The organism is Chloroflexota bacterium (assembly GCA_018648225.1).
Lineage (GTDB): Bacteria > Chloroflexota > Anaerolineae > Anaerolineales > UBA11858 > NIOZ-UU35.
The window spans coordinates 1-24,487 of record JABGRQ010000110.1; the positions used below are offsets into that span (position 1 = coordinate 1).

Here is a 24,487-nt window from a genome sequence, read left to right on the forward strand (position 1 = left end):
CGATTTTTGCATGTAAAAAAATTGATGGTTGTATGGCTTGTTTTCTCAACACTGCTGCTCTCTGGCTGCATTTTGGAAGATGGCCTTGCTGCACTCCAAGGGGCGGCGGAGGAAACCTCTTTGAACGAGTCCGGTCAAGAAATAGCATCAGAGACACTAACAGATGATGTTTCACAGCCAACCGAAACCCTCACGCCGGTAGCATCTCTATCTATGCCAGGACGCGTGACCGCCAGTAGTATGCGAGTGCGCTCAGGGCCGGGAACCGAATATCTCATGATTGCGGGCGTGCGTTTTGATGCAGTAGTCGAAATCAGCGGACGCACCGCTGATAATACCTGGCTGTTGTCTGAGTTGGGGTGGTTGTTCGCCGAATATGTTGAAGTTGATGGTGATCTGAATTCTCTGCCGGTGCTGTACGATTTTGACAGCGGATTGCCCTCGCCTACTCCGATTACCCCAACCCCAAAACCCGAAGAATAATTCAAGGAGTTGGTTGCCTCGCTTCTTGACATCCCATCTGCTGTCAGATAAAATCATGGGGTTTTACGAGGGCCTGTAGCGCAGTTGGGAGCGCGCTTCAATCGCACTGAAGAGGTCGAGGGTTCGAATCCCTCCAGGTCCATTTTATTGACGAAATTCTGTTTTATGGTAGAATTTCGCACTGTTAACTACGGGGGCCCATGGCGCAGCTGGGAGCGCGCTTCAATGGCATTGAAGAGGTCGAGGGTTCGAATCCCTCTGGGTCCACTACAACAAAGAACCCCGGTCTGAGTACCGGGGTTTGTAATATTCAATACAGGAGTAGTAGGTTATCTGCCAGCGAGCCGGGGTCACCGGGTGCAAGCCACGGCAAAGGTGTCTGCAGAACACAGTCTGTCAAGAGCAATCTTGGGAGATGATCAGAACCAAACTCGCCTGCTGCGTGCAAGTTGCAGAATTCACTGGTGAATCAATTAGTCAGTGACGGAATCGCCCGTTATCGCGGTCTGAGTGGTTCAATCGTTTGATTAGGCGACGAATGAACAATCAGGGTGGTACCGCGAAGTAGATCTCTTCGTCCCTGAGTGGCGAAGGGATTTTTGTTTTAAGACTGGAGAAGAAAATGACTAAAAAATATTACCCCGCTGAGATCGAGCCGAAATGGCAATCGCAATGGGAAAAAGATGGCCTGTATCAGGCCGATGTTGACCCATCGAAACCCAAATTTTATGCCCTGACCATGTTGCCCTACCCCTCCGGTGATTTGCATATTGGTCATTGGTACGCCATGACCCCCAGCGACGCGCGCGCCCGGTATATGCGCATGAAGGGCTATAATGTCATGTTTCCCATCGGTTTCGATTCCTTTGGCTTGCCCGCTGAAAATGCGGCTGTCAAGCGCAATACGCATCCCAGAGAATGGACCTATGCCAATATCGAGCGTATGCGCGACCAATTGCGCAGCATGGGTGCTATGTGGGATTGGCGGCGTGAAGCGATTTCATCCGATGAGAAATATTACCACTGGACGCAGTACTTTTTCTCACAACTCTACAAGCATGGTCTGGCCTATCGCAAAATGTCGCCGGTGGATTTTTGCCCGAATTGCAATACCACCCTGGCCCGTGAACAGGTTTGGGGTGAAGATCGCCACTGCGAACGCTGCGATACCCCGGTAGTCAAAAAAGACCTTGATCAGTGGTTCTTCCGCACTACCAACTATGCTGATGAACTGCTCGATTTCTCGCACATCGATTGGCCGGAACGCGTGCAAACCCTGCAAACTAACTGGATTGGTCGCTCGGAAGGTGCATCGGTGGTTTTTCACACCGAGCAGGGCGATCCTATGGAAATCTTCACCACACGCCCCGACACCTTGTGGGGCGCCACCTTCATGGTACTGGCTCCGGAGCATCCCCTGGTGGACAAGATCACCACCGAGACGCAGCGCCCTCAGGTTGAGGCGTATAAAGCCGAGGCGGCGCGCCAATCTGATATAGAACGTGAAGCCACTGATAAAGAGAAAAGCGGCGTTTTCACCGGCGGCTATGCCATCAACCCGGTCAACAATGCCCGCATCCCGATTTGGATTGCCGATTATGTGCTGATGACCTACGGCACGGGCGCAATTATGGCGGTTCCGGCGCACGACGAGCGCGACTTCGCCTTTGCCCGTCACTTCGATCTGGAGATCATCCCCGTGATCCAGCCCGAAGGCGAAGCCTTCGATGGTGCCACCATGCCCGAAGCTTATATTGGCCCCGGTGTCATGATTAACAGTGCCCAGTTTGATGGAACGGCTGTTACCGATGAGAAGGGCCGCAAAAATCCCGGCATCAGCGAGGTGATTGACTGGCTGGAAGAGAAGGGGATCGGCGAAGAGTCGATCAACTACCGCCTGAGGGATTGGTTGATCTCGCGCCAGCGATATTGGGGCGCGCCCATCCCGATGGTTTGGTGTGATGCCTGTGGCTGGAATCCCGTCCCTGACGATCAACTCCCGGTGGTGCTCCCCGACGATGTGGAGTGGCGGCCTACGGGCGAGTCTCCGCTGAAATTCCACCCCACCTGGAGCCAGACCACTTGCCCCGAGTGTGACGGTACAGCCAAGCGTGAAACCGATACAATGGATACCTTCATGTGCTCATCCTGGTATCACTTGCGCTATCTCAGCCCCGATTACGATAAAGGCCCCTTTGATCCGGAAGAATATGACTATTGGATGCCGGTAGATACTTATACCGGTGGGATTGAACACGCCACCATGCACCTGATCTACACGCGCTTTTTCCATAAGGCCGGGCGTGATATGGGCATTATGAAAGGCCCCGAGCCCATGGCTCAGTTACGCAATCAGGGCATGGTGTTGGGCGAAGATGGCGAAAAAATGTCCAAGAGCCGCGGCAATGTGATTGCCCCCGATGCGCTGGTAGATGCCTACGGCGCAGATACGATCCGGGCCTATCTGATGTTCTTTTCTCGTTGGGATTTGGGCGGCCCCTGGGATAGTCAGGGCGTGGGCGGTCCGGCGCGCTGGTTAAAACGTGTTTGGACATTGTTTACAGAAACAGCGAAACCCCAAAAGGTGTCTGCCGGTGTCGAACGTGAATTGCGCCGCAAAGTACATCAGACCTTACAGCGCGTGACCTATGATTTTGAACAATTCGAGTTTAATACGATAATCTCTTCTCTGATGGGATTGCTCAACTATATGTATCAGGCGCGTGATGAAGGCGCAGTTGGAACTCCAGCCTGGGAGGAGGCCCTGGATATTTACCTGCGTATGATGGCTCCAGTCACACCGCATGTGGCCGAAGAACTCTGGGTTGAAGTGTTGGGTAACTCTTACTCAATTCACAACCAGCCCTGGCCGCAGGTAGATGAAGAAGCCGCTAAAGCTGATGAGATTGCCCTGATCGTGCAGGTCAACGGCAAGCTGCGTGACCGCATTACCGTTCCCGCAGATATTAACGAAGCCGATGCCAAACAGGCTGCGCTCGACAGCGAAGCCGCACAACGCTTTATGGATGGCAAAGAACCCCGCAAGGTGATCTACGTGCCGGGCAGGCTGGTCAATATCGTGGTTTAATTTTCAAGCCGGAGTTCATTTTGAAACTCCGGCTTTTTTGTCGCGATATAATCGATACCACGCCGAAATCCTGAGAATTTGATGCGATTCGCGTGGGCAAAAAACCTTTCGTAGTTGAATGCCTGTTGGAGTGTTTTGTGACTTTTGAAAATAGTCCATCGTTAGATGCAAATAGTACGTCTGGCAAGAAACCGCCGCGCTTAGGCGCTGCAAAGGTTCGGATACTACTTTATAGTTTGATGGGGCTGCTGGTTGTAATTTTTCTTGGTGTGGTATTTTCCCACCTTGCAACACGTCCATCTGAATTGCCGGTTGGTGGCCTGGATGGCTGTGTCATCTCGCCGGATGGCGTGCCATTGGTCTCCAGTGTTGAGATTGGCAAACAAAATAAATCAACATTCAGTGATGGGTGCTTCTTCTTTGCCGCAGTGCCGCCGGGGGAATATCTGATCACCATCAAGCCATCTTTGGGTGGCGAGTGGAGTCAGAAAATCACTATACTTTCCGGGCAGGCAGTTGCGTTGGGTGAAATCACAATTTCCAGGTGAAATAAAATGTCTCGAAATAAAATTTACCAATCCGGTCAAGGCCTTGTGGAATTTGCTCTCATTGTTGTTCTGGTGGCCGTGGTAGCATTGCTGGCACTCTCAGCATTGGGTGTTAATCTTGCCGATGTTTTTCGCAATTTACCCTTCATATCTACCGGAGAAGAGGGCAATTCAATCCTTACTATCAAAGATGATTTCCTTGAACGCATCAATGATTTCTATGAAAAAAATGGAAAATGGCCGCGCAGTTGGGGGAGCTACCGTTTTACCGACATTGATCTAGACCCGGCTGATTGGAGCGATCCAGTCGAAGGTATTTACTGGAATCCACACGGCCCAGCTGTCGGATTAGCAAACCGCTCTGGTGATAACCTGCAAATTTATGTAGATGACCTTAATGGCAACACTCTGCATTTATATGATGGCTGGAGTATTTGGTGCCGGGCGGATGACGGCGAATGTTATTATCACACTGTTGCGCCGGGGAATGAAGTTGATCTTTCGACATTGGTTGTAATAGAAGATTAGATCGTGCAATTGGTTATTCTGGAGTTCCAATGCGTTTTTCAGATTTAAATTGGTTCGATGTTGAAAACTATCTCGAAAATGATGACCGCCTGATGATCATCCTGGGGGCGTGTGAGCAGCATGGTTACTTGAGTCTGCTGACGGATGCCAATATTCCTCAGGCTTTAGCTGATGCTGCCAGCCAAAAAAACGGCGTGTTGGTTGCGCCGCCGCTCAATTTTGGCGCATCGCCTTATTTTCTGGCGTATCCCGGCACGATTTCTCTGCGCATAGCCATATTGATGGATATTGCTGAAGACATCGTGAAATCGGTTTACGCGCAAGGTTTTCGCCGTTTGCTCATTCTCAACGGGCATGGCGGCAACGATCCGGTGCGCGGGCGGCTTTATGAGCTTGCCAGCCAACTGCCCGATTTGCGTTTGGCCTGGTATGCCTGGTGGCAGTCACACAGTGTCGAGGTTGTGGCTGCGAAACATAATCTGAAACCCTATCACGCCGGTTGGGTTGAGGCTTTCCAATTTAACCGTGTCGCTGAACTGCCTGCCGGTGAGAAAACCCCGCCGCATGTGCCCGGTTTGTTGGGTGCTGATGAAGCTCGCCAGGTGTATGGGGATGGTGTCTTTGGGGGCGCGTATCAGGTGGATGAGGCTATAATGCGCGAAATTTTCGATGCCTCGCTGGGGGATGTGTTTCATCTGCTCAAGTTTGAATAGGAACCTTTGCGGTAAAATACAGGGCAGCGGGACTCCCTCGGGGGTGGCTGCCCTTTTTTTGTGGCACACCACCCCGAGTTGGGTCTGAATCTCCCTGTCAGACGACGGGTTTCATCTCGAAAGGAAAGCATAATCCCATGAAAAAAGAAGTCATTACCGCCAAAAATGCACCGAAAGCGATTGGCCCTTACTCTGCTGGCGTGCGCGCCGGGCATTTTGTATATACAGCCGGGCAGTTGGGCATCGACCCATTGACCGGAGAATTTGTCTCGGATGAAGTTGTGGAGCAAACTCGTCAGGCGCTGAAAAACTTAAAAGCCGTTTTAGAAGCCGGGGGCGCTACGCTGGAGAGCGTGGTCAAGACGACGGTGTTTTTGCGCGATATGAACGATTTCGGCGCCATGAACGCGGTTTATGCTGAGTTTTTCACCGAGAATTTCCCGGCCCGTTCGGCAGTACAGGTAGCGCGCTTGCCAAAAGATGCCGCGGTGGAGATCGAGGCCGTGGCACTGTCCGCGAGTTAGGGGCACGACAGGGTAGCAATTTTGTGGTAAAACTACCCCTTGCGCATCCTGCTGACGCTACTTTAACGACCCGATGGCCCCATGTCTGAACCCACTGTTTCGGTAATTGTGCCCTGCTATAACGAGCAGAATACTATTTATTTGCTGCTCAATGCTTTGTGGGAGCAAGTTTATCCGCGCGAAAAAATCGAAGTCGTAATCGCCGATGGAATGTCTACCGATCAGACGCGGCAGAAAATTGCTGAATTTCAGCAGGCGCATCCTGAGTTGGTGATTTCGATTATCAATAACCTGAAGCGCACCATCCCGGCGGCTTTGAATTGTGCCATTGAAGCCGCGCGCGGCGAAATTATTGTACGGCTGGACGCGCACTCGATGCCGCAGCCCGATTACGTACCGCGTTGCGTGGATGCGCTGGAATCAAATTTGGGCCATAACGTCGGTGGTGTTTGGGAGATACGCCCTGGTGGTAAGCGCAAGATGGCACGCGCCATTGCGGTTGCGGCTGCGCACCCATTGGGCGTTGGCGATGCGCGTTACCGTGTGGGTGGCGAACCGCAAGCTGTCGATACGGTTCCGTTTGGCTCATTTCGAAAAGCACTATTGGAAGAAGTGGGTAGTTTTGACGAAACATTGTTAACGAATGAAGATTACGAATTCAATGTGCGGATTCGTCAGGCCGGACATACCGTCTGGCTTGATCCAAATATTCGCTCAGTATATTTTGCGCGTTCTACATTAGCAGGGTTGGCGCGTCAGTATTGGCGTTATGGCTATTGGAAACTGCGTATGTTGCTGCGTTATCCAGATACCTTCCGTTGGCGCCAGCTTTCGGGCGCGTTTGTGCTGACCTGGTTGATACTGGGTTTGCTCTCGATCTGGTTCTTACTTGCGCGCTGGCTACTGCTGGCCGAAGCTGTGGTGTATGGGTCTGCGCTGCTTTTCGCAGGGATTCAGAGTGCTTATCGACGTCGCGATTTGGCGCTGGCGCTGCGTGTTCCCCTGGCAATTGCTGTGATGCACTTCTCCTGGGGTGGCGCCTTTTTATGGAGCCTGCTGGAATATCTGCTGGGTGTATATATATTGCGCAGAAAAAGAATATGAATCAACATCAACCAACTTCTCATTTATGGCGTTTAGGCTTTCGCGAACGGCGCACACTGTTGCTGATCGTAGATTTTTTAATTGGTGCAGTTGCGGTAATTGTTGCCCTGGTGGTATGGGGCCGAAGTGAAGAGTGGTTGGGTCTTTCGCTAGAATTCTTACGTGAACGGGTGGCTTTATGGTTTTATGTGCTGCCTCTGGTGTGGCTGTTATTAATGCTTGAAATGTACGATGTCCACCGGGCGGCAAGCCAACGTCAGGTATTACGCGGCGTGGCTGCGGCCACGATCGTTGGGCTGATTTTGTATTTAGGGGTCTATTTTGCTTCGGACAGTCCCCTGCCGCGTTTGGGGGTGGCCGTATTTCTGGCAACATCCTCAATTCTGACGTTGTTGTGGCGTTTGATCTATATCCGCATTTTCACTGCGCCCGAATTTGTGCGGCGTGTATTATTGGTTGGCGCTGGCCGGGCAGGTTGTACAATCTTGCGCGTTATCGATCAATTGGAGCCGAAGCCTTTTGAATTGGTTGGCATAATTGACGATAATCCTGATCTTGTGGGTACGGATATTGACAGTCATGCAGTGATTGCCAATAGCGACCAGCTTCTTCCGCTCATCGAAAAAGAACGCATCACCGATCTAATCGTTGCCATCTCAGGCACGATGATGGGCAGCACTTTCCAGATTATTCTTGATGCCCAGGAGCGCGGTGTGGAAATTACGCGGATGCCGGTAGTTTATGAAGAACTCGCTGGGCGCGTGCCGATTAGCTTGCTCGAAACCGATTGGCTATTGCGTTCTTTTGTCGATGAGTTCCGCATCAGCGGATTTTACGAGTTTGCCAAACGTGTTGTCGATATCCTGGGTGGGTTGGTAGGTATGCTGATGCTTCTGTTTTTCTTACCCTTTGTTGGCATCGCCACAATGATCGATACTGGCAGGCCGATATTTTACCTGCAAGAGCGTCTGGGTAAGGGCGGACGGGAATACAAGATTATCAAATTCCGCACGATGCGCCTGGACGCTGAGGCCGATGGCAAACCGGTGTTAGCGAAAGAAGATGATGATCGTGCTACGGCTGTTGGGCGGATGCTGCGCCGTACTCATTTAGATGAAATCCCCCAATTTCTCAATGTACTGCGTGGCGATATGAGCCTGGTCGGACCGCGGGCAGAGCGACCGCAATTGGTGGAGCATTTCCAGCGCCGCATCCCGTTTTATCGGGCGCGGCTGTTGGTCAAGCCGGGGATCACGGGGTGGGCGCAAGTTAATTATGGTTATGCTGCCTCGCTTGAAGAAACTCAGGTCAAATTGGAATACGATCTTTATTACATCAAGCGTCGCAATCTGCTTTTGGATTTGTTGATTTTATTACGAACGCCAGCCACCGTGCTGGGCATGAAAGGACAGTAAATGGCCATTTCTCTGGTGACGGGCGGAGCTGGATTTATCGGTTCGCATATTGCGCGGGAATTGCTCGCGCGCGGTGATCGCGTGCGAATTTTGGATAATTTCTCCACTGGCAAACGGCAGAATCTTGCTGGTATGGAGGCGGATATTGAACTCATCCAGGGGGATATTCGGAATCTTGCGGTTGTTGAGCAAGCCACGCGCGATGTTGAGTATATTTTCCATCATGCTGCCATGGTGTCCGTACCGTTATCGGTGGAAAACCCACAGGAATGTTTCGACGTGAATGTGCAAGGGACAGTGAATCTCCTCGAGCGCGCGCGCCACGCTGGAGTGAGTCGCCTGGTTCTGGCTTCATCGGCTGCCGTCTATGGCGAATCGCAGGCCTATCCGCTTAATGAATCCGGCGAGACGATGTCATATTCCCCCTATGCCGCTTCGAAACGCGTCAACGAAATATATGCCGATCTGTATACTCGTACCACGGATATGGGCGTGACCGCGTTGCGGTATTTCAATGTTTATGGACCGCGCCAGTCGCCCGATTCGCACTATGCTGCCGCGATCCCGATTTTTATTCGTTTAATGCTGGATGGTAAGCAGCCGGTGATTTATGGTGATGGTTTGCAGAGCCGCGATTTCGTTTTTGTGGGGGATGTTGTGCGCGCCAACCTGACAGCAGCGGCTAGCCCCGCAGCCGCCGGGAAGGTGTTGAATATTTGCACCGGCCAGGAGATTTCTGTGTTGGATTTGGTGACCACTCTGGGCAAGTTGATCCCAGATGCGCTGGAACCTGTTTTCGATGCACCGCGCCCCGGCGATGTGTATCGCTCGGTGGGTGATAACACCTCGGCGCAAACGATAATGAATTTTATTCCCCAAACAGATTTGATGGCCGGGCTGGAACAGACAGTGGCGTGGATGGGCGCGTGATCAAAGAAAAGATTCTGACCAAGATCAGGGGTATCGTTGGAAACGCGCCGCTTCGCAACCGTATTTTTCTGGTTGGGGATTTTTTATTAATTATTATCGCGGTTATGGGAAGTTTTGCCCTGCGTTTTGAATTGGGCAACTTATTCCGTTATTACTTGCCACAGGCCTGGCGCATGGCTTTGTTAGCGGTGTTGCTAAAACCGGCGGTCTATTATCTGTTTGGCCTGTATCGCCGCTTATGGGCCTATGCCAGCACGCGTGAATTATTGCTGATCTTCTATTCGGTGTCGTCGGCGTCTACGCTGCTCTTGGCAGCTGTACTAGTGATGACATCAATTCAGGCACGTCAACCGGGGTATATTGGTTTTCCACGAGCGACATTGGCGATTGACTGGTTGTTATCGCTGTTGCTGGTAGGCGGTATGCGGCTTTCTTCTCGCCTGATTGCGGATAGTCGTTTGGGGACGAATGGCTCCCCGGATCGTGTTGGTATTCGCCGCGTATTGGTGGTGGGCGCGGGGGATGCCGGGGCGTTAGTTGTGCGTGAAATCCAGAAAAACCAGCAACTCAATCTTGAACCGGTGTGTTTTTTGGACGATGATGTAGTCAAGCAAAAAAGCCAGATTCACGGCGTTCCGGTGGTTGGAACTCTGGAAGACCTGCCGCGCATCATCAAAATGCGCGCTATTCAAGAAGTAATTATTGCCATCCCTACCGCTCCCGGGGATGTAGTGCGCCGCGTGGCCGAAGCCTGCCGCCAGGAGAAAGTGACTTTCCGCACTATGCCCGGGATTTATGAACTCATCGGCGGACGCGTTAGCGTAAACCGTTTACGACAGGTCAATATCGACGATCTGTTGCGCCGCGCCTCGGCGATGAGCGATGACCGCCGTATCGGGAGCTTGATCGCTGGGAAGCGTGTTCTTGTTACGGGGGCGGGTGGCTCCATTGGCACCGAACTTTGCCGCCAGATTTCTCGCTGGGGGCCTTCATCGTTGATTCTGCTGGGACATGGGGAAAATAGTATTTTTCGCATTTTTCTTGATCTCTACGACAGCCACCCTGACCAACCAAAGTACCCGGTCATCGCCGATATTCGCGACCGCGATCGCCTGAATACAATTTTTGACAATCTGCGCCCTCAGGTTGTCTTCCATGCTGCTGCCCACAAGCATGTGCCCCTCATGGAAGTGAACGTGGAAGAAGCCATCACGAATAATGTGCTCGGTACGCGCAATATTGTCGAAGTGTCGGTCAATACGGGTGTGGAGCATCTGGTGATGATCTCTTCGGACAAAGCCATTCGCCCGACCAGCGTGATGGGGGCAACCAAGCGTCTGGCCGAATTGATTGTGCTGGATGCGGCGCATACTTCAGGGCTGGCGTATGCCGCGGTGCGCTTTGGCAATGTATTGGGCAGCCGTGGTAGTGTTGTGCCACGTTTTCAGCGCCAAATCGCAGCGGGCGGCCCTGTTACGGTGACGCACCCCGAAATGGAACGCTATTTTATGACCATCCCCGAAGCCGTGCATCTGGTGTTGCAGGCTGGGGCAATGGGCAACGGAGGCGAAGTTTTTGTGTTGCGCATGGGCAAGCAGATCAAAATTCTCGACTTGGCTGAAGACCTGATTCGCCTCTCTGGGCTTGAACCGGGCGAGGATATTGAAATTACCTACAGCGGTGTGCGTCCCGGCGAGAAACTGAGTGAAGAGCTTTGGGATCAATGGGCCATTTTTTTACCCACTGAGCACTCTGAAATCGTTCAACTTTCAGATGAAGATATTCTTGGTGGCGATGCCCTGCACAATGATGTCGATGAGTTGATTCATCTGGCGCGTGAAGGTGAATCCTCAGCCATTCTCAAGCGGCTGGATGTGCTCATCCCTGGAGCTTCGGTGCGCGATACCCCGCCGCCCGATTTGACCTCATTGATATAAATGAGGTGGGTGCACTTTGCAAAGCGCGCCCACCCTTGTGAACTATGACTGAACTTAATGCCCACGAATGGAATGATTTTTTACGTCAATACCCCGAAGCCCATGCTTTGCAAACCGCCGCCTGGGGAGAACTGAAATCTGATTTTGGTTGGGATGCAGTACGCCTGCGCGCGGATGATGTTGGCGCCCAAATTCTCTTCCGGCGTTTGCCGCTGGGCTTTACGCTGGCGTATATTCCCAAGGGACCAATCGGCGCGGGTTGGGAAAAGCTTTGGCCTCAGGTGGATCAACTTTGCCGAAAACGGAAAGCCATATTTCTAAAAGTGGAACCCGATCTATGGACAGGCGAAGCGGACGCCCTCGGGGTTGAGAATCCGCCCCCGGGGTTTCGCCTCAGCCCGCACGATGTCCAGCCCCCGCGCACCCTGCTCGTAGATTTGCTCCCCTCCGAGGAAGAAATCCTGGCTCGCATGAAACAGAAGACGCGCTACAACATCCGCCTGGGAATCAAAAAAGGCGTTGTTGTGCATCCCAACGACGATGTGGATGCTTTCTTCCATCTGATGGGTCTTACCGGGGAACGCGCTGAATTTGGGGTACATTCACTCGAATATTATCGCCGTGCGTATGAATTATTCCATCCCCAGGGTTTATGCGAAATTTTGCAGGCCGAATATCAGGGCGAGCCGTTGGCAGCCCTGATGGTTTTTACGCGCGGCCAGCGCGCCTGGTATTTATACGGCGCTTCGTCGAATCGGCACCGTAATCTGATGCCCACGTATTTATTGCAATGGGAGGCCATGCGTTGGGCAAAAGGACGCGGTTGCGCTGAGTATGATCTATGGGGTGTGCCGGATGCAGATGCGGATGAATTGGAAGCCAATTTCATGCAGCGTAGTGATGGCTTGTGGGGGGTGTATCGGTTTAAGCGCGGCTTTGGGGGCGAACTGCAGCGCAGTGCTGGCCCCTGGGATCGTGTATATCGCCCGTGGTTTTATGCTTTGTATCGCGTATGGATGATGCGCTAGGGTTGGCCTGATTCATCGAGCACAGGCCGGAAAAATGGGGGAATCCTGGACTATAACAGCCCTTCGTTTAGGGGATCATCGGCCACAGGTTCCATGCCAGCTTCCTGGATTTGTCGACGTAATTTCTTGATGGCTTTTTTGAGATCTGCCATGCGCACTTCGCGCCCAGCCATCGAGTTTACCAGAATTTGAAGTTCGCGCGTGCGTTCGCTGACACGATCTTCAAGTTCGCTATTCGCAAGTTGCAGGGCTGCCTCGGCTGCTTTGCGATCGGTAATATCGCTAAAGATGGTTACAAAACTATTTACATCTGAGCGATAGGCAACAACTGCAAACCATTTGCCAATTTCTTTAGAATAATTTTCAAACTCTACAGGTTCTCCGGTTTGAACGACTTTCCCGTAAGCCTCGATCCAATAAGGCTCTGTTGCTGGGAGTACCTCAAGCACAGTTCTACCGATGATAGATGAATCCAGCCCAACCATTGTTTCAAACGTGGGGTTTATGGATACAAAGCGATAATCGACGGGATGATTGTTTTTATCAAAAATCATTTCATGGACAGCATAGCCATCCATCATTTGATTGAAGAGATTTGAATAACGCTCTTCACTTTCAAGAAGCGCCAATTCGGCGGCTCTTTTTTCAAGAGTATCTTCAAACATGGCAACGACGCGCCCGGACGGGAGCTTGAAAATATAATTTTCGACCCATTGTGTGATTCTCTCGTCAACGTATTGTTTGAGGGGGATTTGCGTGGAATGTCCGGTTAGCCAGGTTTCCTTGAGTTTTTCGATCAACCCGATAGAGGGTTCGCCGGGAAATAATTCGCTGATGCGCCTACCCAAAACTGCTTCAATTTTGAGGTGCGTGATTTTTTCGCCATGAATATTCATATCCACGAAAACAAAATCATTGCCATTATCAACAGCTTCGTAGATTGCAATGGCTTTCTCCATGCTGTTGATCACTTCACGCAGTTGGGACTCGCTGTGTTTCAGTGCCTCTTCAGCCAGTTTGCGTTCAGCAATTTCATTTTGGGTAGCTTCGTATAACCGGGCATTTTGCAGCGCAATGGCTGCCTGGTGAGAGAAAGCCGTAATTGCCGGGTTATCGGCTTCGGTGATATCCCTGCCAGCAATGATCAGAATACCGTAAATTTGATTTTCCGCGATCATGGGTGAAAATGTGGATGGCTCCAGCCCAATCATTTTTACAATCGGGCCTGCTAAAGTGCGTAATTTCTTGGGTAATGCATCTGTGGCTGCGTTTACGACATCAGCAACATTGATAGTTTCCCCTGTGACAAGCACTTGCTGGAAAATATTGTTTTCGCTGGCGGGAAATGTGTAATCACTTTTCTTTAGCCCGGTGAGATGTTCGGCTTTGTGGATTAGCTCCGCTTGATAGCCAACAAAGGTAATTTGCAAATCGCCAGAATCGGTTATTGTGAGGCCGCTTGTGGTATATCCCAGTTGAGAACTTTGCTCCTGAATAGCCTGATACACTTCTTCGGTTGTACGGGCGCGTTGAATAGCTCGGCCAGCCTGACTAAGCGCCAGCATAATCCTCTGGTTGCGCGAAATTTGGTCAAGCGATTGTTGTAGTGTTTCTTCGGCTTGTTTCTGTTCGGTGATGTCCTGGATGATGCCTGCAATGTGAGTAGCAGTACCCTGCTCGTCGCGGGAAATTTCAGCGACAATGTGCACATAACGGATGCTTCCGTCGGGCCAGGTGATACGGTGAAAAGCTTGCACCTCTTGTTTTTCGCGTAACGAAAGTTCTCGTTCTGTTAAGAATAAGGATAATTCTTCGGGGTGGATAATTTTCGCCACGCTCTCGCTGGATACCTCAAAATGGGCTGGGTCTTGTCCAAGGATTTTGTAAACATCCGGTGATAAATAATATTCGTTTGTATCGATATACCAATCCCAGTATCCTAAATGCGCCAGTTTGGAGGCTAGCTGGAGATGGAGTTGGGTATTTTGCAGTTTATTCATTATGACTTCAATGCCGTTTCGTTTCGTCATGGTGTAATTTAGTTGAGAACGATCAAACCACCATAATAACATGGTTTATAACGGAATCGATCCCATACTTGTTATAACAAAAAAGATAAGCCACCGCCTCGCTTTCAGGTGGCTTATCTTTTTTGTAGCAGTTCTGGAAGTTGAAAGAAATGTGGGGCCAGAAAATTATCCGCAGCCGCCGCTGGTGGGGGCGCGTTTTAGCTCGAGTTTAATCTTTTTCTCGAATTCCATTTCGTGTGTAAGCTCTACATCAGGGTAGGCAGCCGGGCAACCAGAGCCGAGTGCAGCGGTGAACTCGTAGTGCAACTCGTCGTCGGCACCTGCTTTGATGCCACCACAGAAATCTTCTTCAAATGCTGTTCCAAAGGTGTCGAGCCAATTATTGATGCCGCCTTCGAGAATATAAACATTGGGTACGGATTCTGCGACCATATGTTTCCAGACTTCGGTGGCTGCGGTTTCATCATTGCTCATCACTACGAAAACAGTATTCGCGGGTTGGGCAATGAATTCATCGATCTGCTCCGAAATTTGGTCGGGCGTGATATTTTCTGCATCCAGCAGGTGAAAAATATTGAAATCAGCCTCGCTACGCACATCGATCATCATAATATTGAGTTTATGATCGTGCCAGCTTTCCAAGAGCTCGCCAGGATGAATTTGAACTTCACGCGCGTCGAGCGCGGCGCCTTTGGTTGGCGTCAAGCGTTCCCATCGGTCTTCTGTCGTGGGCTGACCGATGAAGAGCAGGCCAATGGCGACCAGCACCAGCGCGCCAGCGCCATAATAGCGCACCCTAGGCGCTTTTTTAGGATCAAGTCCGCCGTAGATTTTCTCGAGTTTTTCGCCACCCCAGAACATAAATAGTGCCATTAGCACTACTAGCAGCACTACCCATCCGGTAGACAGGCCTAAGAATTCAGGCAATGTAAAACGTCCCATAAAGGATGAGTTGAAGAAAATATCGTAGAGATCAATTGTTTCACCGAAGACGAAAATGCCAAAGAGTGTGCCTAAAGTGAAGAAAATACCGTCAATCTTTAATGTGGCCGCACCGACCAACGATGTGCCTGGTCAGTAACCACCGACGATAAAGCCGATCCCCATGATAAAGCCGCCGATAATTCCCGGCCAAAGGTAAGTGGGATTCACGTAGATCAGGTTGTAGTCGAGCAACCCAACGGCGGATGCGGCGAAAATCAAGACCATCGCCACAATGATGCCAGTGAACATCACCTTGAGTACGGTCAGATTTTTGAAGTAGAACTGGGCAGCCAGTAATGGAGAATTGGCAAACCCGGAGATTTCGAGTACATATCCAAAGGCAAATCCAACCATCAAGAAAACCAGATTGATGCCAATTGGTAAGAAAATTTCAGCTAGATGAAGAGGAAATGGAGACATATTTGATTCCTTTAGTTCCACAACTTGCGAACGAAATAAGCCAGAGCATATGCGCCGCCAAATACAGCGAACATAAACGCCCAACTGCCTACAGATAATACCGCTCCGCCCGAAAGCGCCTGCCCCGAGGTGCAACCGCGTGCCAGACGAGCGCCATAGCCCATAAAGCCGCCTCCGATGAAAGCCATCAGCCAGCGTTTACGATTGGAGATGTTGGGGCCTTTGCCGGTTTCAGGCCTGATGCGTCCATGTAGCCAGCCGGAGAAAAAACCGCCAATTACGACGCCCACGGTAACGAAGACAATCCATGAATCCAGCGGATTTTTGCTGCCTCCGGCCATTGCCAGCAAATAGGGGGTTAAGTTCACATGCTGGGGGGCAACCAGGTCTTCAAAGAATACCAAAAAACGGTTCAGCCCGCCTGATGCTCCCAGGCCATTGCCGGTGATAAAGAACGATAGAAACAACACTACGCCGAGCAGCGCACCACCCAGGTAAGCGTTTACGTGCTCTTTTTTTTCTCTATGAAAGAAAAACTGCTTCAAAGCGGGGTCTTTCTTGGGAGATTGTACAGTTGTTGTCATATTTTTTTACCTCTTGGGGATTAGGAAATGGCGATGTATTTGCATCACCCTAAATCGCCTGATTCCTGCTCGTTATGATGATGAACTTCGACTTCGTCCCAGCCGACAATCATGGATTTGATTCCGGCGAGCGGCGTGTGACCGGTAGTGGTTAGATAAACGTGCATCACAATGAAGGCTGCGAACATCCAGGCGATCAGAGTGTGAAATGGCCCAAGGAAAGATAGTCCACCTAGTTTGTCTGCCAAAACAGGCCAGCGTTGCGCACCCCAAATTAGGATGCCGGTGATCCCTTGTAGTGGAAGCAGAACGTTGAGAATGCTGAAATAGGTGATCTGCTGCAATGGGTTGAGCTTCTTGCCCGGCGTTTTCTCGAAGGGGTGTTCCGCGCCCTTGAATATACCCCGCAGATAGAACTTGGCCTGTGAAAAGGTTTGGTCGAAGAAGCCACGCGGCCGGGGGATATACTGCTGAATTTCACCGCTGACCAGATGGTAGAACAGTGAGAGGAAAGCATTGATAGCCAGGATAGCCGCCAGTACATTATGCACCAGCACTACTCCGCGGAAACTGAATAAGCCAAAGATATCGGGTTTATGGATGATCAGACCGGTGAAGAGTAGCAGCACAATGGCGAAAGTTTGCAGCCAGTGCCACAGCCGTTCGTAGATTGAATACATATACACATTTTCGATATCTACCTCATGAGCCGGGCGGCGCATGGATGTATAAACACGCAGCCCGCCGTGAACGAGAATACCCAGCAGTACGCCGACAAACATCAGCGAACCAGCCAGATCAACCCAGCCAACACTATCGTGTCCCAAAATATAAAGATCGCTATCAGCGGATATTGGTTGATAGAATAGCGCGCCGTTTTCGTCGGCGTAGATTTCGCCATCGAGGGTGGCGTTTGAACCTTTGATAAATTCGGGCATTACGCCGCCAGGCTGATAGGATGATAATTGAATGGACTGAGTAATGCGCGACTGTTCGCCGTGGCAAGCTGTACACTCTTTGAGCGCCCACTCGCCCCCTGCCACATCGTGATTGATGCTGTAGGGTTGCACTTCGCCGACAATGTGAGGATTACCCAGACCCAGGCGGGTGAGGCGATCTTTGATGAACTGTTCTTTTTCCGGGGTATCGATGACCAATTCGCTATTATCGAGGGTACCGTCTTCGTTGGTATCAAAGCGCAACATCACACCGGGATGAAAATCGCCATTTTCGTAGTAAGCAGCTTCGAGGTCGTCCATGCGCACAGGGCGGGGCGGATCGCCATAGACCCAGAACCAGGTTGTAATCAGATTATGAGGCGCCAGGCTGGTATTGCCATCTACATCGCTGCTGGAGAGTAGTACGGGTTCGTAGCCCACCATCAGGGAACGCATCGTGTCTGTGTCGCCTTCAATGCCGCGGCATTCTGTGGTTGCATTGCCGTCCAGGGTGATGACAGTCCAGTCGTGCTGCATATTTGAGGATGAAAAAATTTGTGGAATATGGCAGCTTTCACAGCTTACCGCAGCGATGTGGCGATCTTTGTAGGGCAACCACTCGTGGGTATTTTCAATGCTGTGGCAAGAATCGCACCGCCGCATCGTGTCTTTGAGTTCTGGGGCTACACTGCCCTGGGCGCTGTCGCCGCGGGCAAACTGATGCAGCGGTTTCTCCAGATAATCGCCAATTTCAAGTCGTCGGGGATCAAAGAGCAGGTGTTCGGGCAGGGTGCTGTCGGACTCTCTGAAGTAGAGCGGGTTGTTCAACGAATAGTGGCAGTCGGTGCAGTTCAGCAGGCGTTCTGCGTGAACGTCCCAGGGACGATTGAGGGTTTCTTTATCGTCCAAGTTCATACCCGAGTCGGCCATTTTTTGCGGTGAAATGATTTGGCCGGTCGTGATGGTGCTCCAGCGTTCGGGGGAACAGCCCAACATGATAAGAGGGTCTTCAACATTATCGTGAACCAGGCCATGGCACAGGCCGCAGTTATCATTAGTGGGGTCTTGGATGATGGAAAAATCCGCTGAAAGTTCGCCGTCGGTGTTGAAGGCGCTGGCGTTCCAGGTGTAACTTTCACCAGTTTGCTCAACAATGCCGCTGCCTAGCAAAGTCGCTGTATTCGCCCAGCGGAAATTGCCCGCGTGGATTTCTTTGGCGCGAGCTTCGCTGTTGGGGGCGGGTGTGTGGCACAGGAAACAGTTCATCTCAATCACGCCCGATTCGTTCCAGTCCCACCCGCTGAGTTCGCCGGTGTCGGGGTCGATGAAGGTTGTTTCCAGGTTGGCAAGATCAACTTCGAGGTTGGTTAGCCGTTCGCCGCTTTGTGCGTATACAGCAGGGCCACCACCAACGTGGCGAATGCCATAGGCCTGTATCCACATCGGGGTCGTCAGGTCAACCCGCTCATCACCCGCGGGGGAAAGATAGCGATATCCGATGGAATTCCACTTGCCAAAAAAACCGGGGCTGATATCCCAGGCTCGTTCGCTGGATGTTGCTCCAGGGTCGGCAAGATTGTTTAGGCCTACGCTGGCGTGAAAACTGTGCTGTTCGATGAAATCGGCATCGTGACAAGCCCCGCAGGTTTGCATGGTTGAGATAGCTCCGCCTGATTCGAGTACGTTGACCCCATTTTCGTCGAGCATGGGGAAGGTAGGGTGAATTGGTGAAAGCTTAGGGGTGATGCTGGCTGTTCGCTTGGCTTGTGCAATCTGTTGGGTGGCTGTGAAAGCTGCCAACAACAGAACCAGCGCCATGCCAATGAAGAAGATTCGCCGTGATATGTGGGGACGAAGATTGAGTTTTGCTGGCATTGTGCGAAATATCCTTGTCGAATTGGTCACTGCTCAGGTTATGTTTGGGTGTAGTGTCGAGCAGTATTTTAATTATGCTTACTTCGAGAAAAAATCGACCAGGCCCAGAGCAGAGCTTGGCAGATTGAGCTTGATTTGTGAGATCACTCGTTGTAGCTATTTGAACGGAAGCGTCCACCCCAGTCAATCGGGTCGCCGTAGTAGCCAAGGGCTTCCCAATTAATACGCCCATTTTCGCCGTGGCAATTATCGCAGGTAAGCGCATCTGCAGCAGGGCTGACCATGTGGGTAGTGGGCCAGTACATTTCGGTTTCAGCAAAATCGTATTCGCCGCTGTAGTCGAGACCGACAATTTCAGAGCCTAATTCCAGCGCCTGACCCCAGTCGAACTCGTGCCAGAAACCGCCTTCGCCATAGGTAACAGGCTGCAAGAGGATATTGAAGACGGAGTCGTAAGGTTGTTTGGCACGGTGTACTTTGAACGGCCACACTTTTGCTGTGGGGTCGGTGATGTCGCCATTAGGCATATTGATGGGGGTTGAAACGGTGGGGTCCATCACATCACCGAGAATATAACGGCTGGCGGTTCCGTTGTACCAGGCAAATTCAGGTTCAAAGTTAGAGGTGTAAACAAAGCTGCCTTTGATCTTGAGATAAGTGTGGACGTTTTCTTCAATCTCATCGCTCCCGGCGGTAGACCAATCCCAAAACATTTTTGTAGCATCACGTGTGGCAGCTACGGGGATGTGGCAGGTTTGGCAGGCTACACTGGCTACGTGGGCGTTGATGCGGTCGTCCGTGTGCAAGTTTTCATTATGGCAATTGGTGCAGTAGATTTGATTTTTATTGTCCAGACTGACAGAGATTGAACGCCCGCTAATGACGTGATCTTGGGTCTGGTGACAGTCGGTACACAGGAAATCGTGTTTGCCCATATGGACGTCAACGCTTTCCGGGGGGAAATAAAGTGTTTCATCGAGGTCGCCGTGTTTGACGGCATTGCCGCCGCCGCCATCAAAATGGCAGCCGCCGCAATTTTCGCGGGTGGGCATGGCGACGCTTTGGGCTGCAATCAGTAAATCAACGCCTTCGGCGGGGTATCCAGCCGCGCTTTTTGCATAAATACCGGAATTATCGTGGCAGACCAGACAGTCAATATTCTCTTGGTTTGAGAAATCAAAGTTGGCATCATCCCAACCATAACCGGCGTGGCATGAAGTACAACCAGCCCAGTTCCCCTGGATGCCGATGCAGAAATTGTTGATGGAATTTTTCTTACCCACAGTAATGGGGCCATCGCGCCCTTCGAGTTGGTAGGGTTCGCTCTCCCAGGTCCAGTGTGCAGTTTGCATCACTTCGTGTCCGGCGTTATCATGACATTCCAGGCAGGCGCGGGTTACATCGGACCCACTCTCAAAGGGGCCTTCAATAATGTCGATATGGTCGGTATGGGGTATTCGGAGGGGAACATTGGCCCAGGGGTCGTCGTCGGCTTGTTTTTCACGATCTACTGTGAAAATGACAATTGGCACGATAATAAGCGCCAGTGTAATCGCCAAGCCGAACAACCAGATAAGTCTAAAGTTTTTCATAGATGACGCATCCTAGGGTTAGATGAGTTGGATAAAACGGGGAAACCTGAATATTCATGCTGCATTCGTAGCTTCTTCAATCAAATTTGCTCGATGAGTGAGTCGGCCATATAATACTGCGCGCAGTAAATCCAACGCCTCGATGAGACGCGAATCGATGAGTTGATATTCCACACTGGCACCTTTGCGGGTGGCACTCACCAGGCTGCGTTGACGTAAAATTTTGAGATGTCTTGATGTTGCTGATTGGCTGATTCCAATCGATATAGCCAGATCGCCGACATTCCAGGGGCGGTCAGCAAGTTTGTAGAGCATTAAAATCCGCCTGGGGTCAGCCAGGGCGGAGCAGATTTCTGCATGGAGCTGGTTAATTTCTTGTGCTAAATCAGAGGATGAATTCATATCACCTTATTCGCATATCTACATATTTTTGATTGTGAAGATAATAACAGGTAGTTAAGTGCTGGATTAGTGAAACTTGTCACATCGCCTGATGTGATTTGTCATAATGAGGAGCGGGTTTGTCATGTTTGGTGCGCGAGTGTAAAAATAATGTGTCTGTTGATAATACTATTTCTGGATAGAATCAAAAAGCGCCCTGGAATATTCCAGAGCGCTATATAGATTTTAGAATGATGATACTAGTGATCGTCGTGCGCGTCGGCTTGGTTGAAGATCGGTAAATACCGCGCACCCAGACTAAATCCCAATAGGGCGTACCCAATAATCCCTACAAAAACACCGATCTCTGTCCAGGTAGGCATATAGGATACTACGATCAAGTTGCCGATCACGCCGGGCGACCAATGGGGTGGGGCTACCAACCCGGAGAGTGTCACATTCCAGCGGTTGACGGTTACGCCCATAACAACTAAGGCTAAAGCAATCATTACATAGCGGTCATTGCGGCGCAAGGGGCGGTACAATAGGATTACAGCCGGGATGATACCGCCCAAGACAATTTCAAGCCACCAGAAGGTTTGTGTGTAAGGTGTGGTGGCATTTAATCGTGTGAGCGCCTCTGTGGTCCCAGGGGCATGACTATAGTATGAAGTCGCAGCCCAGTCCCATATTTTTAGATAAAGATAAGCCAGTAAAGTGTATCCTGCCAGGCGAGAAACTTCAAATTGCAGATCGCGGCTGAAAACGCGTGCATTGCGTAGTTTTCCAACGATAATGGATAGTAGCAAAGTCATCGAGATGCCGCCTGCAATGGCTGAAAGAATGAACATCACCGGCAACGAGGGCTTGAACCAGATCGCTCGCCCAGAGAGTACGCCATACGTTGCGCCCAGCGATGATTGGTGGAGTAGCGAAAGAGTTAAACCAATCGCGGCGAAGACAGGAGATGCTTTATGCAATATGTGACCAAACTTGCCAAGCCAGGGCCAACGCTCAAAGAAGGGGTTAGCAAATAAGATGGGCAAGAATTCAAGTACCAGTACAATTGAATAGAGCACAACGCACCAGGTAACTTCCCAAAGCACCGAATGGACATTCCAGTAAACCAGCGCATGCCAAAAGCGATCCGGGCGGCCAATATCCATTGCCAGCGCGATCATCGCAGATGTATATCCCAAGAAGCCAACAAATACCGCCGCGCGTGCGATGGGTTTGAAGCGTTCAATGCGGAATAGATACACGATGGCCGATAGCGAAAAAGCGCCCGCTCCCATGGCAATCGAACTCAGGTCTTGGGTAATCCATAAGCCCCAGGGCACTCGATCGTTGAGGCCGGTGACGCTTAAGCCCTGGATTAACACCCTCGCCATCGCGACAACGCCGATCAGGAATAGTCCAGCAGTTGTAATAATCCAGGCCCACCAAATTCGTTCGCGGGATTCTTTAGGGATTGAAAGGTTCAGTAATGCCATCTTATGCCTCCTTGTCCGGGCGCACATAGTGAACTCTAGGCTCGGTTCCAAAGTCCTCTCGCAAACGGAAAGTTTCATTGTCCTTCAGGAATTTGGAAATGGGGCTTTCGGGGTCTTTGATATTGCCAAACACGCGTGCGTTGACCGGACATGCATTAACACACGCCGGGGTGGCCGCGTGGTCCACCCCGGGGGTGAGACCTTGCTCGAGGCCGCGGTCAATGCGATGGTTGCAGAAGGTGCATTTCTCTACAACGCCACGCGTTCTGCGTTCTACTTCGGCAACACCCCAGTTGGGCTGGTACGCATTTTCCTCTTTAGATAATTTCCAATTAAAGCGGCGGACGTCATAGGGGCAGGCTACTTCACAATATCGGCAGCCAATACAACGATCATAATCCATCACAACGATGCCATCTTCGCGGGAAAAAGTAGCGCCGACCGGGCAAACCTTCACGCAGGGAGCTTCCTGGCAGTGTAGGCAGGGCCGCGTCATAAAGAAATCTGTGCCGCTCTCCATCCGATCCGGGAAACCTACATTCCAACGCATCTCATCGCTGGGAACATCATTGGTGGCCTGGCAAGCCCATACACAGTATTGACAACCAATACATGCGGCAAGGTCAATGCCCATGTGCCATTCGTGTTCCGAGGTACTCTCCTCGTCATGTCCTCGCTCAATACCTTGAATAGCGTCTGGCGACAGCGGCCCTGAGGTGACAATCTGGGTTACGATAGCTGCTCCACCAGTGATGCCCGCAATCTGAAGGATATCGCGTCGAGAAAGGAGATTGTTCTTTTTCTCTGCTCGTTTCGCTTTCTTATCCTTGGGTTGCTTTCTCATCCTCAGCCTCCTCTTTAGTTTTCGATTTTTCGGGTAGGCGGCGCACATTGCGAGCAACGATCCAGGCAGTGGTGCCTCCCAGTACGATGCCAACAACGCCACCCTGGAAGAGATTGGTCATATTTCGGCTAGCCAGCGAGGCTTCGAGAGCCTGGACGCGCTGCTCAGGGGGAAGTTCAACGACTTCTTCGTGAATAACTTCAGCAACTTCGCCTTCCGCGCCAGCAGTTTCTTCTGTGGCTGTAGTTTCACTAGCGGCTTTGGCGCCATCTTCGTATCCCGGTAATGAAAATCCGGCGTGCAATGCGTCGGTATGGCAAGCTACGCAGGTAGCTGGCGTAATTTCGAAAGCATGCCCAGTGGGAACAATACCATCATCCGGAATGATTTTGGGCGGAATCACTAACGCATGGCAATCCACACAACCAATATCTTGTTGTACATGCAAATCTTCCAGGTAAACCCCCATATCTTCTTCTTGATGGCAGTTCAGACACATTTCATCAGGATCCTCGAAAAGATTCTTCTGACTGTGCGGATTATGGCAATCCATACATCCAACATCTACAGCCGCATGGCCGGTTTTACGCCATTCATTCAGCGTGGTTGTATGACAGGAACCACAGTACTCGGTATCGGCTTTGACGGGCACAACTTCAGGAGGATGATTTTCGGTTGTTTTTCCGTGGCATGCCTCGCAAGAAACGCCCTCAGCCAGATATTCGCCGGTTGATGCCTTGAAATTTGTCGTATGGCAAGAAAGACAATCATCTGGATTTCCCATTCCCAACCATCGATCCTGAAAGTGCGGGTCATCATACGCATGAGCATGTGGACTATGCGACCATTGCTCGGCGACATCCAGGTGGCATTCTGCACATTCTTGAACATCACCCTCTGGCATAGCCGGTTCATCATCCTGGGGGGGTGTGACAGCAAAAACGGTTTTGCCGGGAAAAGCTAAAACCATTATGCAGATCAATATCCCAACGAGAACTGAGATGACTAGTGATTTTTTTGGAGCCAATATATTCATAGTTTTTCTTCC

Annotated in this window: 19 protein-coding genes, 2 tRNA genes and 1 pseudogene; 13 read left to right on the forward strand and 9 right to left on the reverse strand. The window is 51.0% G+C overall.

The features are described from left to right. Positions 1 to 120 precede the first annotated feature (120 nt). The 13 genes from HN413_10635 to HN413_10695 all read left to right on the forward strand — a co-directional run bounded on the left by HN413_10635 (position 121) and on the right by HN413_10695 (position 12,298). Entirely contained in the window at positions 121 to 483 is a 363-nt protein-coding gene (locus HN413_10635; GenBank protein ID MBT3390858.1) for an SH3 domain-containing protein, read from the forward strand. Between the two features lie 69 nt (positions 484 to 552). Beyond that, positions 553 to 625: transfer RNA gene (locus HN413_10640), tRNA-Ala, on the forward strand. A 52-nt stretch (positions 626 to 677) separates the two neighbouring features. Beyond that, a tRNA-Ala gene (locus HN413_10645) sits at positions 678 to 750 on the forward strand. Between the two features lie 355 nt (positions 751 to 1,105). Beyond that, positions 1,106 to 3,571, forward strand: coding sequence for a leucine--tRNA ligase (locus tag HN413_10650; GenBank protein ID MBT3390859.1), 2,466 nt, complete (start codon positions 1,106 to 1,108; stop codon positions 3,569 to 3,571). A gap of 137 nt (positions 3,572 to 3,708) precedes the next feature. Next, complete coding sequence (locus HN413_10655; protein MBT3390860.1) at positions 3,709 to 4,119, forward strand: carboxypeptidase regulatory-like domain-containing protein; 411 nt, start codon at positions 3,709 to 3,711, stop codon at positions 4,117 to 4,119. Positions 4,120 to 4,125: 6 nt separating this feature from the next. Continuing rightward, the gene (locus HN413_10660; protein MBT3390861.1) at positions 4,126 to 4,647 is read left to right on the forward strand and encodes a hypothetical protein; all 522 of its coding nucleotides are present in this window, start codon (positions 4,126 to 4,128) and stop codon (positions 4,645 to 4,647) included. 29 nt (positions 4,648 to 4,676) lie between these two features. Beyond that, positions 4,677 to 5,360: a creatininase family protein gene (locus HN413_10665; protein MBT3390862.1), complete on the forward strand. Its 684-nt coding sequence runs from the start codon at positions 4,677 to 4,679 to the stop codon at positions 5,358 to 5,360. A 137-nt stretch (positions 5,361 to 5,497) separates the two neighbouring features. After that, positions 5,498 to 5,884 (forward strand): RidA family protein, encoded by a 387-nt coding sequence (locus tag HN413_10670; GenBank protein ID MBT3390863.1) that lies wholly within the window; start codon positions 5,498 to 5,500, stop codon positions 5,882 to 5,884. 81 nt (positions 5,885 to 5,965) lie between these two features. Further along, positions 5,966 to 6,988 (forward strand): glycosyltransferase family 2 protein, encoded by a 1,023-nt coding sequence (locus HN413_10675; protein ID MBT3390864.1) that lies wholly within the window; start codon positions 5,966 to 5,968, stop codon positions 6,986 to 6,988. Continuing rightward, positions 6,985 to 8,403, forward strand: a complete 1,419-nt coding sequence (locus tag HN413_10680; protein MBT3390865.1) for a sugar transferase — start codon at positions 6,985 to 6,987, stop codon at positions 8,401 to 8,403. Before HN413_10675 ends, HN413_10680 begins: the two co-directional genes overlap by 4 nt. Beyond that, positions 8,404 to 9,333, forward strand: coding sequence for an SDR family NAD(P)-dependent oxidoreductase (locus HN413_10685; GenBank protein ID MBT3390866.1), 930 nt, complete (start codon positions 8,404 to 8,406; stop codon positions 9,331 to 9,333). Next, the gene (locus HN413_10690; protein MBT3390867.1) at positions 9,330 to 11,270 is read left to right on the forward strand and encodes a polysaccharide biosynthesis protein; all 1,941 of its coding nucleotides are present in this window, start codon (positions 9,330 to 9,332) and stop codon (positions 11,268 to 11,270) included. The genes HN413_10685 and HN413_10690 overlap by 4 nt, the downstream gene beginning before the upstream one ends. Positions 11,271 to 11,314: 44 nt before the next feature. After that, the gene (locus HN413_10695) at positions 11,315 to 12,298 is read left to right on the forward strand and encodes a peptidoglycan bridge formation glycyltransferase FemA/FemB family protein (protein ID MBT3390868.1); all 984 of its coding nucleotides are present in this window, start codon (positions 11,315 to 11,317) and stop codon (positions 12,296 to 12,298) included. 50 nt (positions 12,299 to 12,348) lie between these two features. Here HN413_10695 and HN413_10700 read toward each other — a convergent pair whose 3' ends face one another. From HN413_10700 to HN413_10740, 9 genes and pseudogenes are all read right to left on the reverse strand, one after another. After that, positions 12,349 to 14,298, reverse strand: coding sequence for a PAS domain S-box protein (locus HN413_10700; protein ID MBT3390869.1), 1,950 nt, complete (start codon positions 14,296 to 14,298; stop codon positions 12,349 to 12,351). 195 nt (positions 14,299 to 14,493) lie between these two features. Next, positions 14,494 to 15,732: pseudogene (locus HN413_10705) on the reverse strand (rhodanese-like domain-containing protein). An 11-nt stretch (positions 15,733 to 15,743) separates the two neighbouring features. Next, positions 15,744 to 16,316 carry a YeeE/YedE family protein gene (locus HN413_10710; GenBank protein MBT3390870.1) on the reverse strand — a complete coding sequence of 191 codons (573 nt, stop codon included), beginning with the start codon at positions 16,314 to 16,316 and terminating at the stop codon, positions 15,744 to 15,746. A gap of 44 nt (positions 16,317 to 16,360) precedes the next feature. Then, the gene (locus tag HN413_10715) at positions 16,361 to 19,129 is read right to left on the reverse strand and encodes a hypothetical protein (protein MBT3390871.1); all 2,769 of its coding nucleotides are present in this window, start codon (positions 19,127 to 19,129) and stop codon (positions 16,361 to 16,363) included. 143 nt (positions 19,130 to 19,272) lie between these two features. Next, positions 19,273 to 20,721 (reverse strand): tetrathionate reductase family octaheme c-type cytochrome, encoded by a 1,449-nt coding sequence (locus HN413_10720; protein ID MBT3390872.1) that lies wholly within the window; start codon positions 20,719 to 20,721, stop codon positions 19,273 to 19,275. 54 nt (positions 20,722 to 20,775) lie between these two features. After that, a complete protein-coding gene (locus tag HN413_10725) occupies positions 20,776 to 21,123 on the reverse strand; it encodes a winged helix-turn-helix transcriptional regulator (GenBank protein MBT3390873.1) in 348 nt (115 codons plus the stop codon). A gap of 239 nt (positions 21,124 to 21,362) precedes the next feature. Beyond that, the gene (gene nrfD / locus HN413_10730; GenBank protein ID MBT3390874.1) at positions 21,363 to 22,595 is read right to left on the reverse strand and encodes a polysulfide reductase NrfD; all 1,233 of its coding nucleotides are present in this window, start codon (positions 22,593 to 22,595) and stop codon (positions 21,363 to 21,365) included. Position 22,596: 1 nt separating this feature from the next. After that, a complete protein-coding gene (locus HN413_10735; GenBank protein ID MBT3390875.1) occupies positions 22,597 to 23,229 on the reverse strand; it encodes a 4Fe-4S dicluster domain-containing protein in 633 nt (210 codons plus the stop codon). Between the two features lie 187 nt (positions 23,230 to 23,416). After that, positions 23,417 to 24,475 (reverse strand): hypothetical protein, encoded by a 1,059-nt coding sequence (locus tag HN413_10740; GenBank protein ID MBT3390876.1) that lies wholly within the window; start codon positions 24,473 to 24,475, stop codon positions 23,417 to 23,419. Between the last annotated feature and the right edge of the window lie 12 nt (positions 24,476 to 24,487).

Coding starts and splice junctions, on each gene's coding strand:
- HN413_10660 (MBT3390861.1), top strand. CDS start 4,126: ATGTCTCGAAATAAAATTTACCAATCCGGTCAAGGCCTTGTGGAATTT.
- HN413_10650 (MBT3390859.1), top strand. CDS start 1,106: ATGACTAAAAAATATTACCCCGCTGAGATCGAGCCGAAATGGCAATCG.
- HN413_10715 (MBT3390871.1), bottom strand. CDS start 19,129: ATGCCAGCAAAACTCAATCTTCGTCCCCACATATCACGGCGAATCTTC.
- HN413_10710 (MBT3390870.1), bottom strand. CDS start 16,316: ATGACAACAACTGTACAATCTCCCAAGAAAGACCCCGCTTTGAAGCAG.
- HN413_10735 (MBT3390875.1), bottom strand. CDS start 23,229: ATGGGCATTGACCTTGCCGCATGTATTGGTTGTCAATACTGTGTATGG.
- HN413_10680 (MBT3390865.1), top strand. CDS start 6,985: ATGAATCAACATCAACCAACTTCTCATTTATGGCGTTTAGGCTTTCGC.
- HN413_10685 (MBT3390866.1), top strand. CDS start 8,404: ATGGCCATTTCTCTGGTGACGGGCGGAGCTGGATTTATCGGTTCGCAT.
- HN413_10695 (MBT3390868.1), top strand. CDS start 11,315: ATGACTGAACTTAATGCCCACGAATGGAATGATTTTTTACGTCAATAC.
- HN413_10720 (MBT3390872.1), bottom strand. CDS start 20,721: ATGAAAAACTTTAGACTTATCTGGTTGTTCGGCTTGGCGATTACACTG.
- HN413_10675 (MBT3390864.1), top strand. CDS start 5,966: ATGTCTGAACCCACTGTTTCGGTAATTGTGCCCTGCTATAACGAGCAG.
- HN413_10740 (MBT3390876.1), bottom strand. CDS start 24,475: ATGAATATATTGGCTCCAAAAAAATCACTAGTCATCTCAGTTCTCGTT.
- HN413_10700 (MBT3390869.1), bottom strand. CDS start 14,298: ATGAATAAACTGCAAAATACCCAACTCCATCTCCAGCTAGCCTCCAAA.
- HN413_10665 (MBT3390862.1), top strand. CDS start 4,677: ATGCGTTTTTCAGATTTAAATTGGTTCGATGTTGAAAACTATCTCGAA.
- nrfD (MBT3390874.1), bottom strand. CDS start 22,595: ATGGCATTACTGAACCTTTCAATCCCTAAAGAATCCCGCGAACGAATT.
- HN413_10670 (MBT3390863.1), top strand. CDS start 5,498: ATGAAAAAAGAAGTCATTACCGCCAAAAATGCACCGAAAGCGATTGGC.
- HN413_10725 (MBT3390873.1), bottom strand. CDS start 21,123: ATGAATTCATCCTCTGATTTAGCACAAGAAATTAACCAGCTCCATGCA.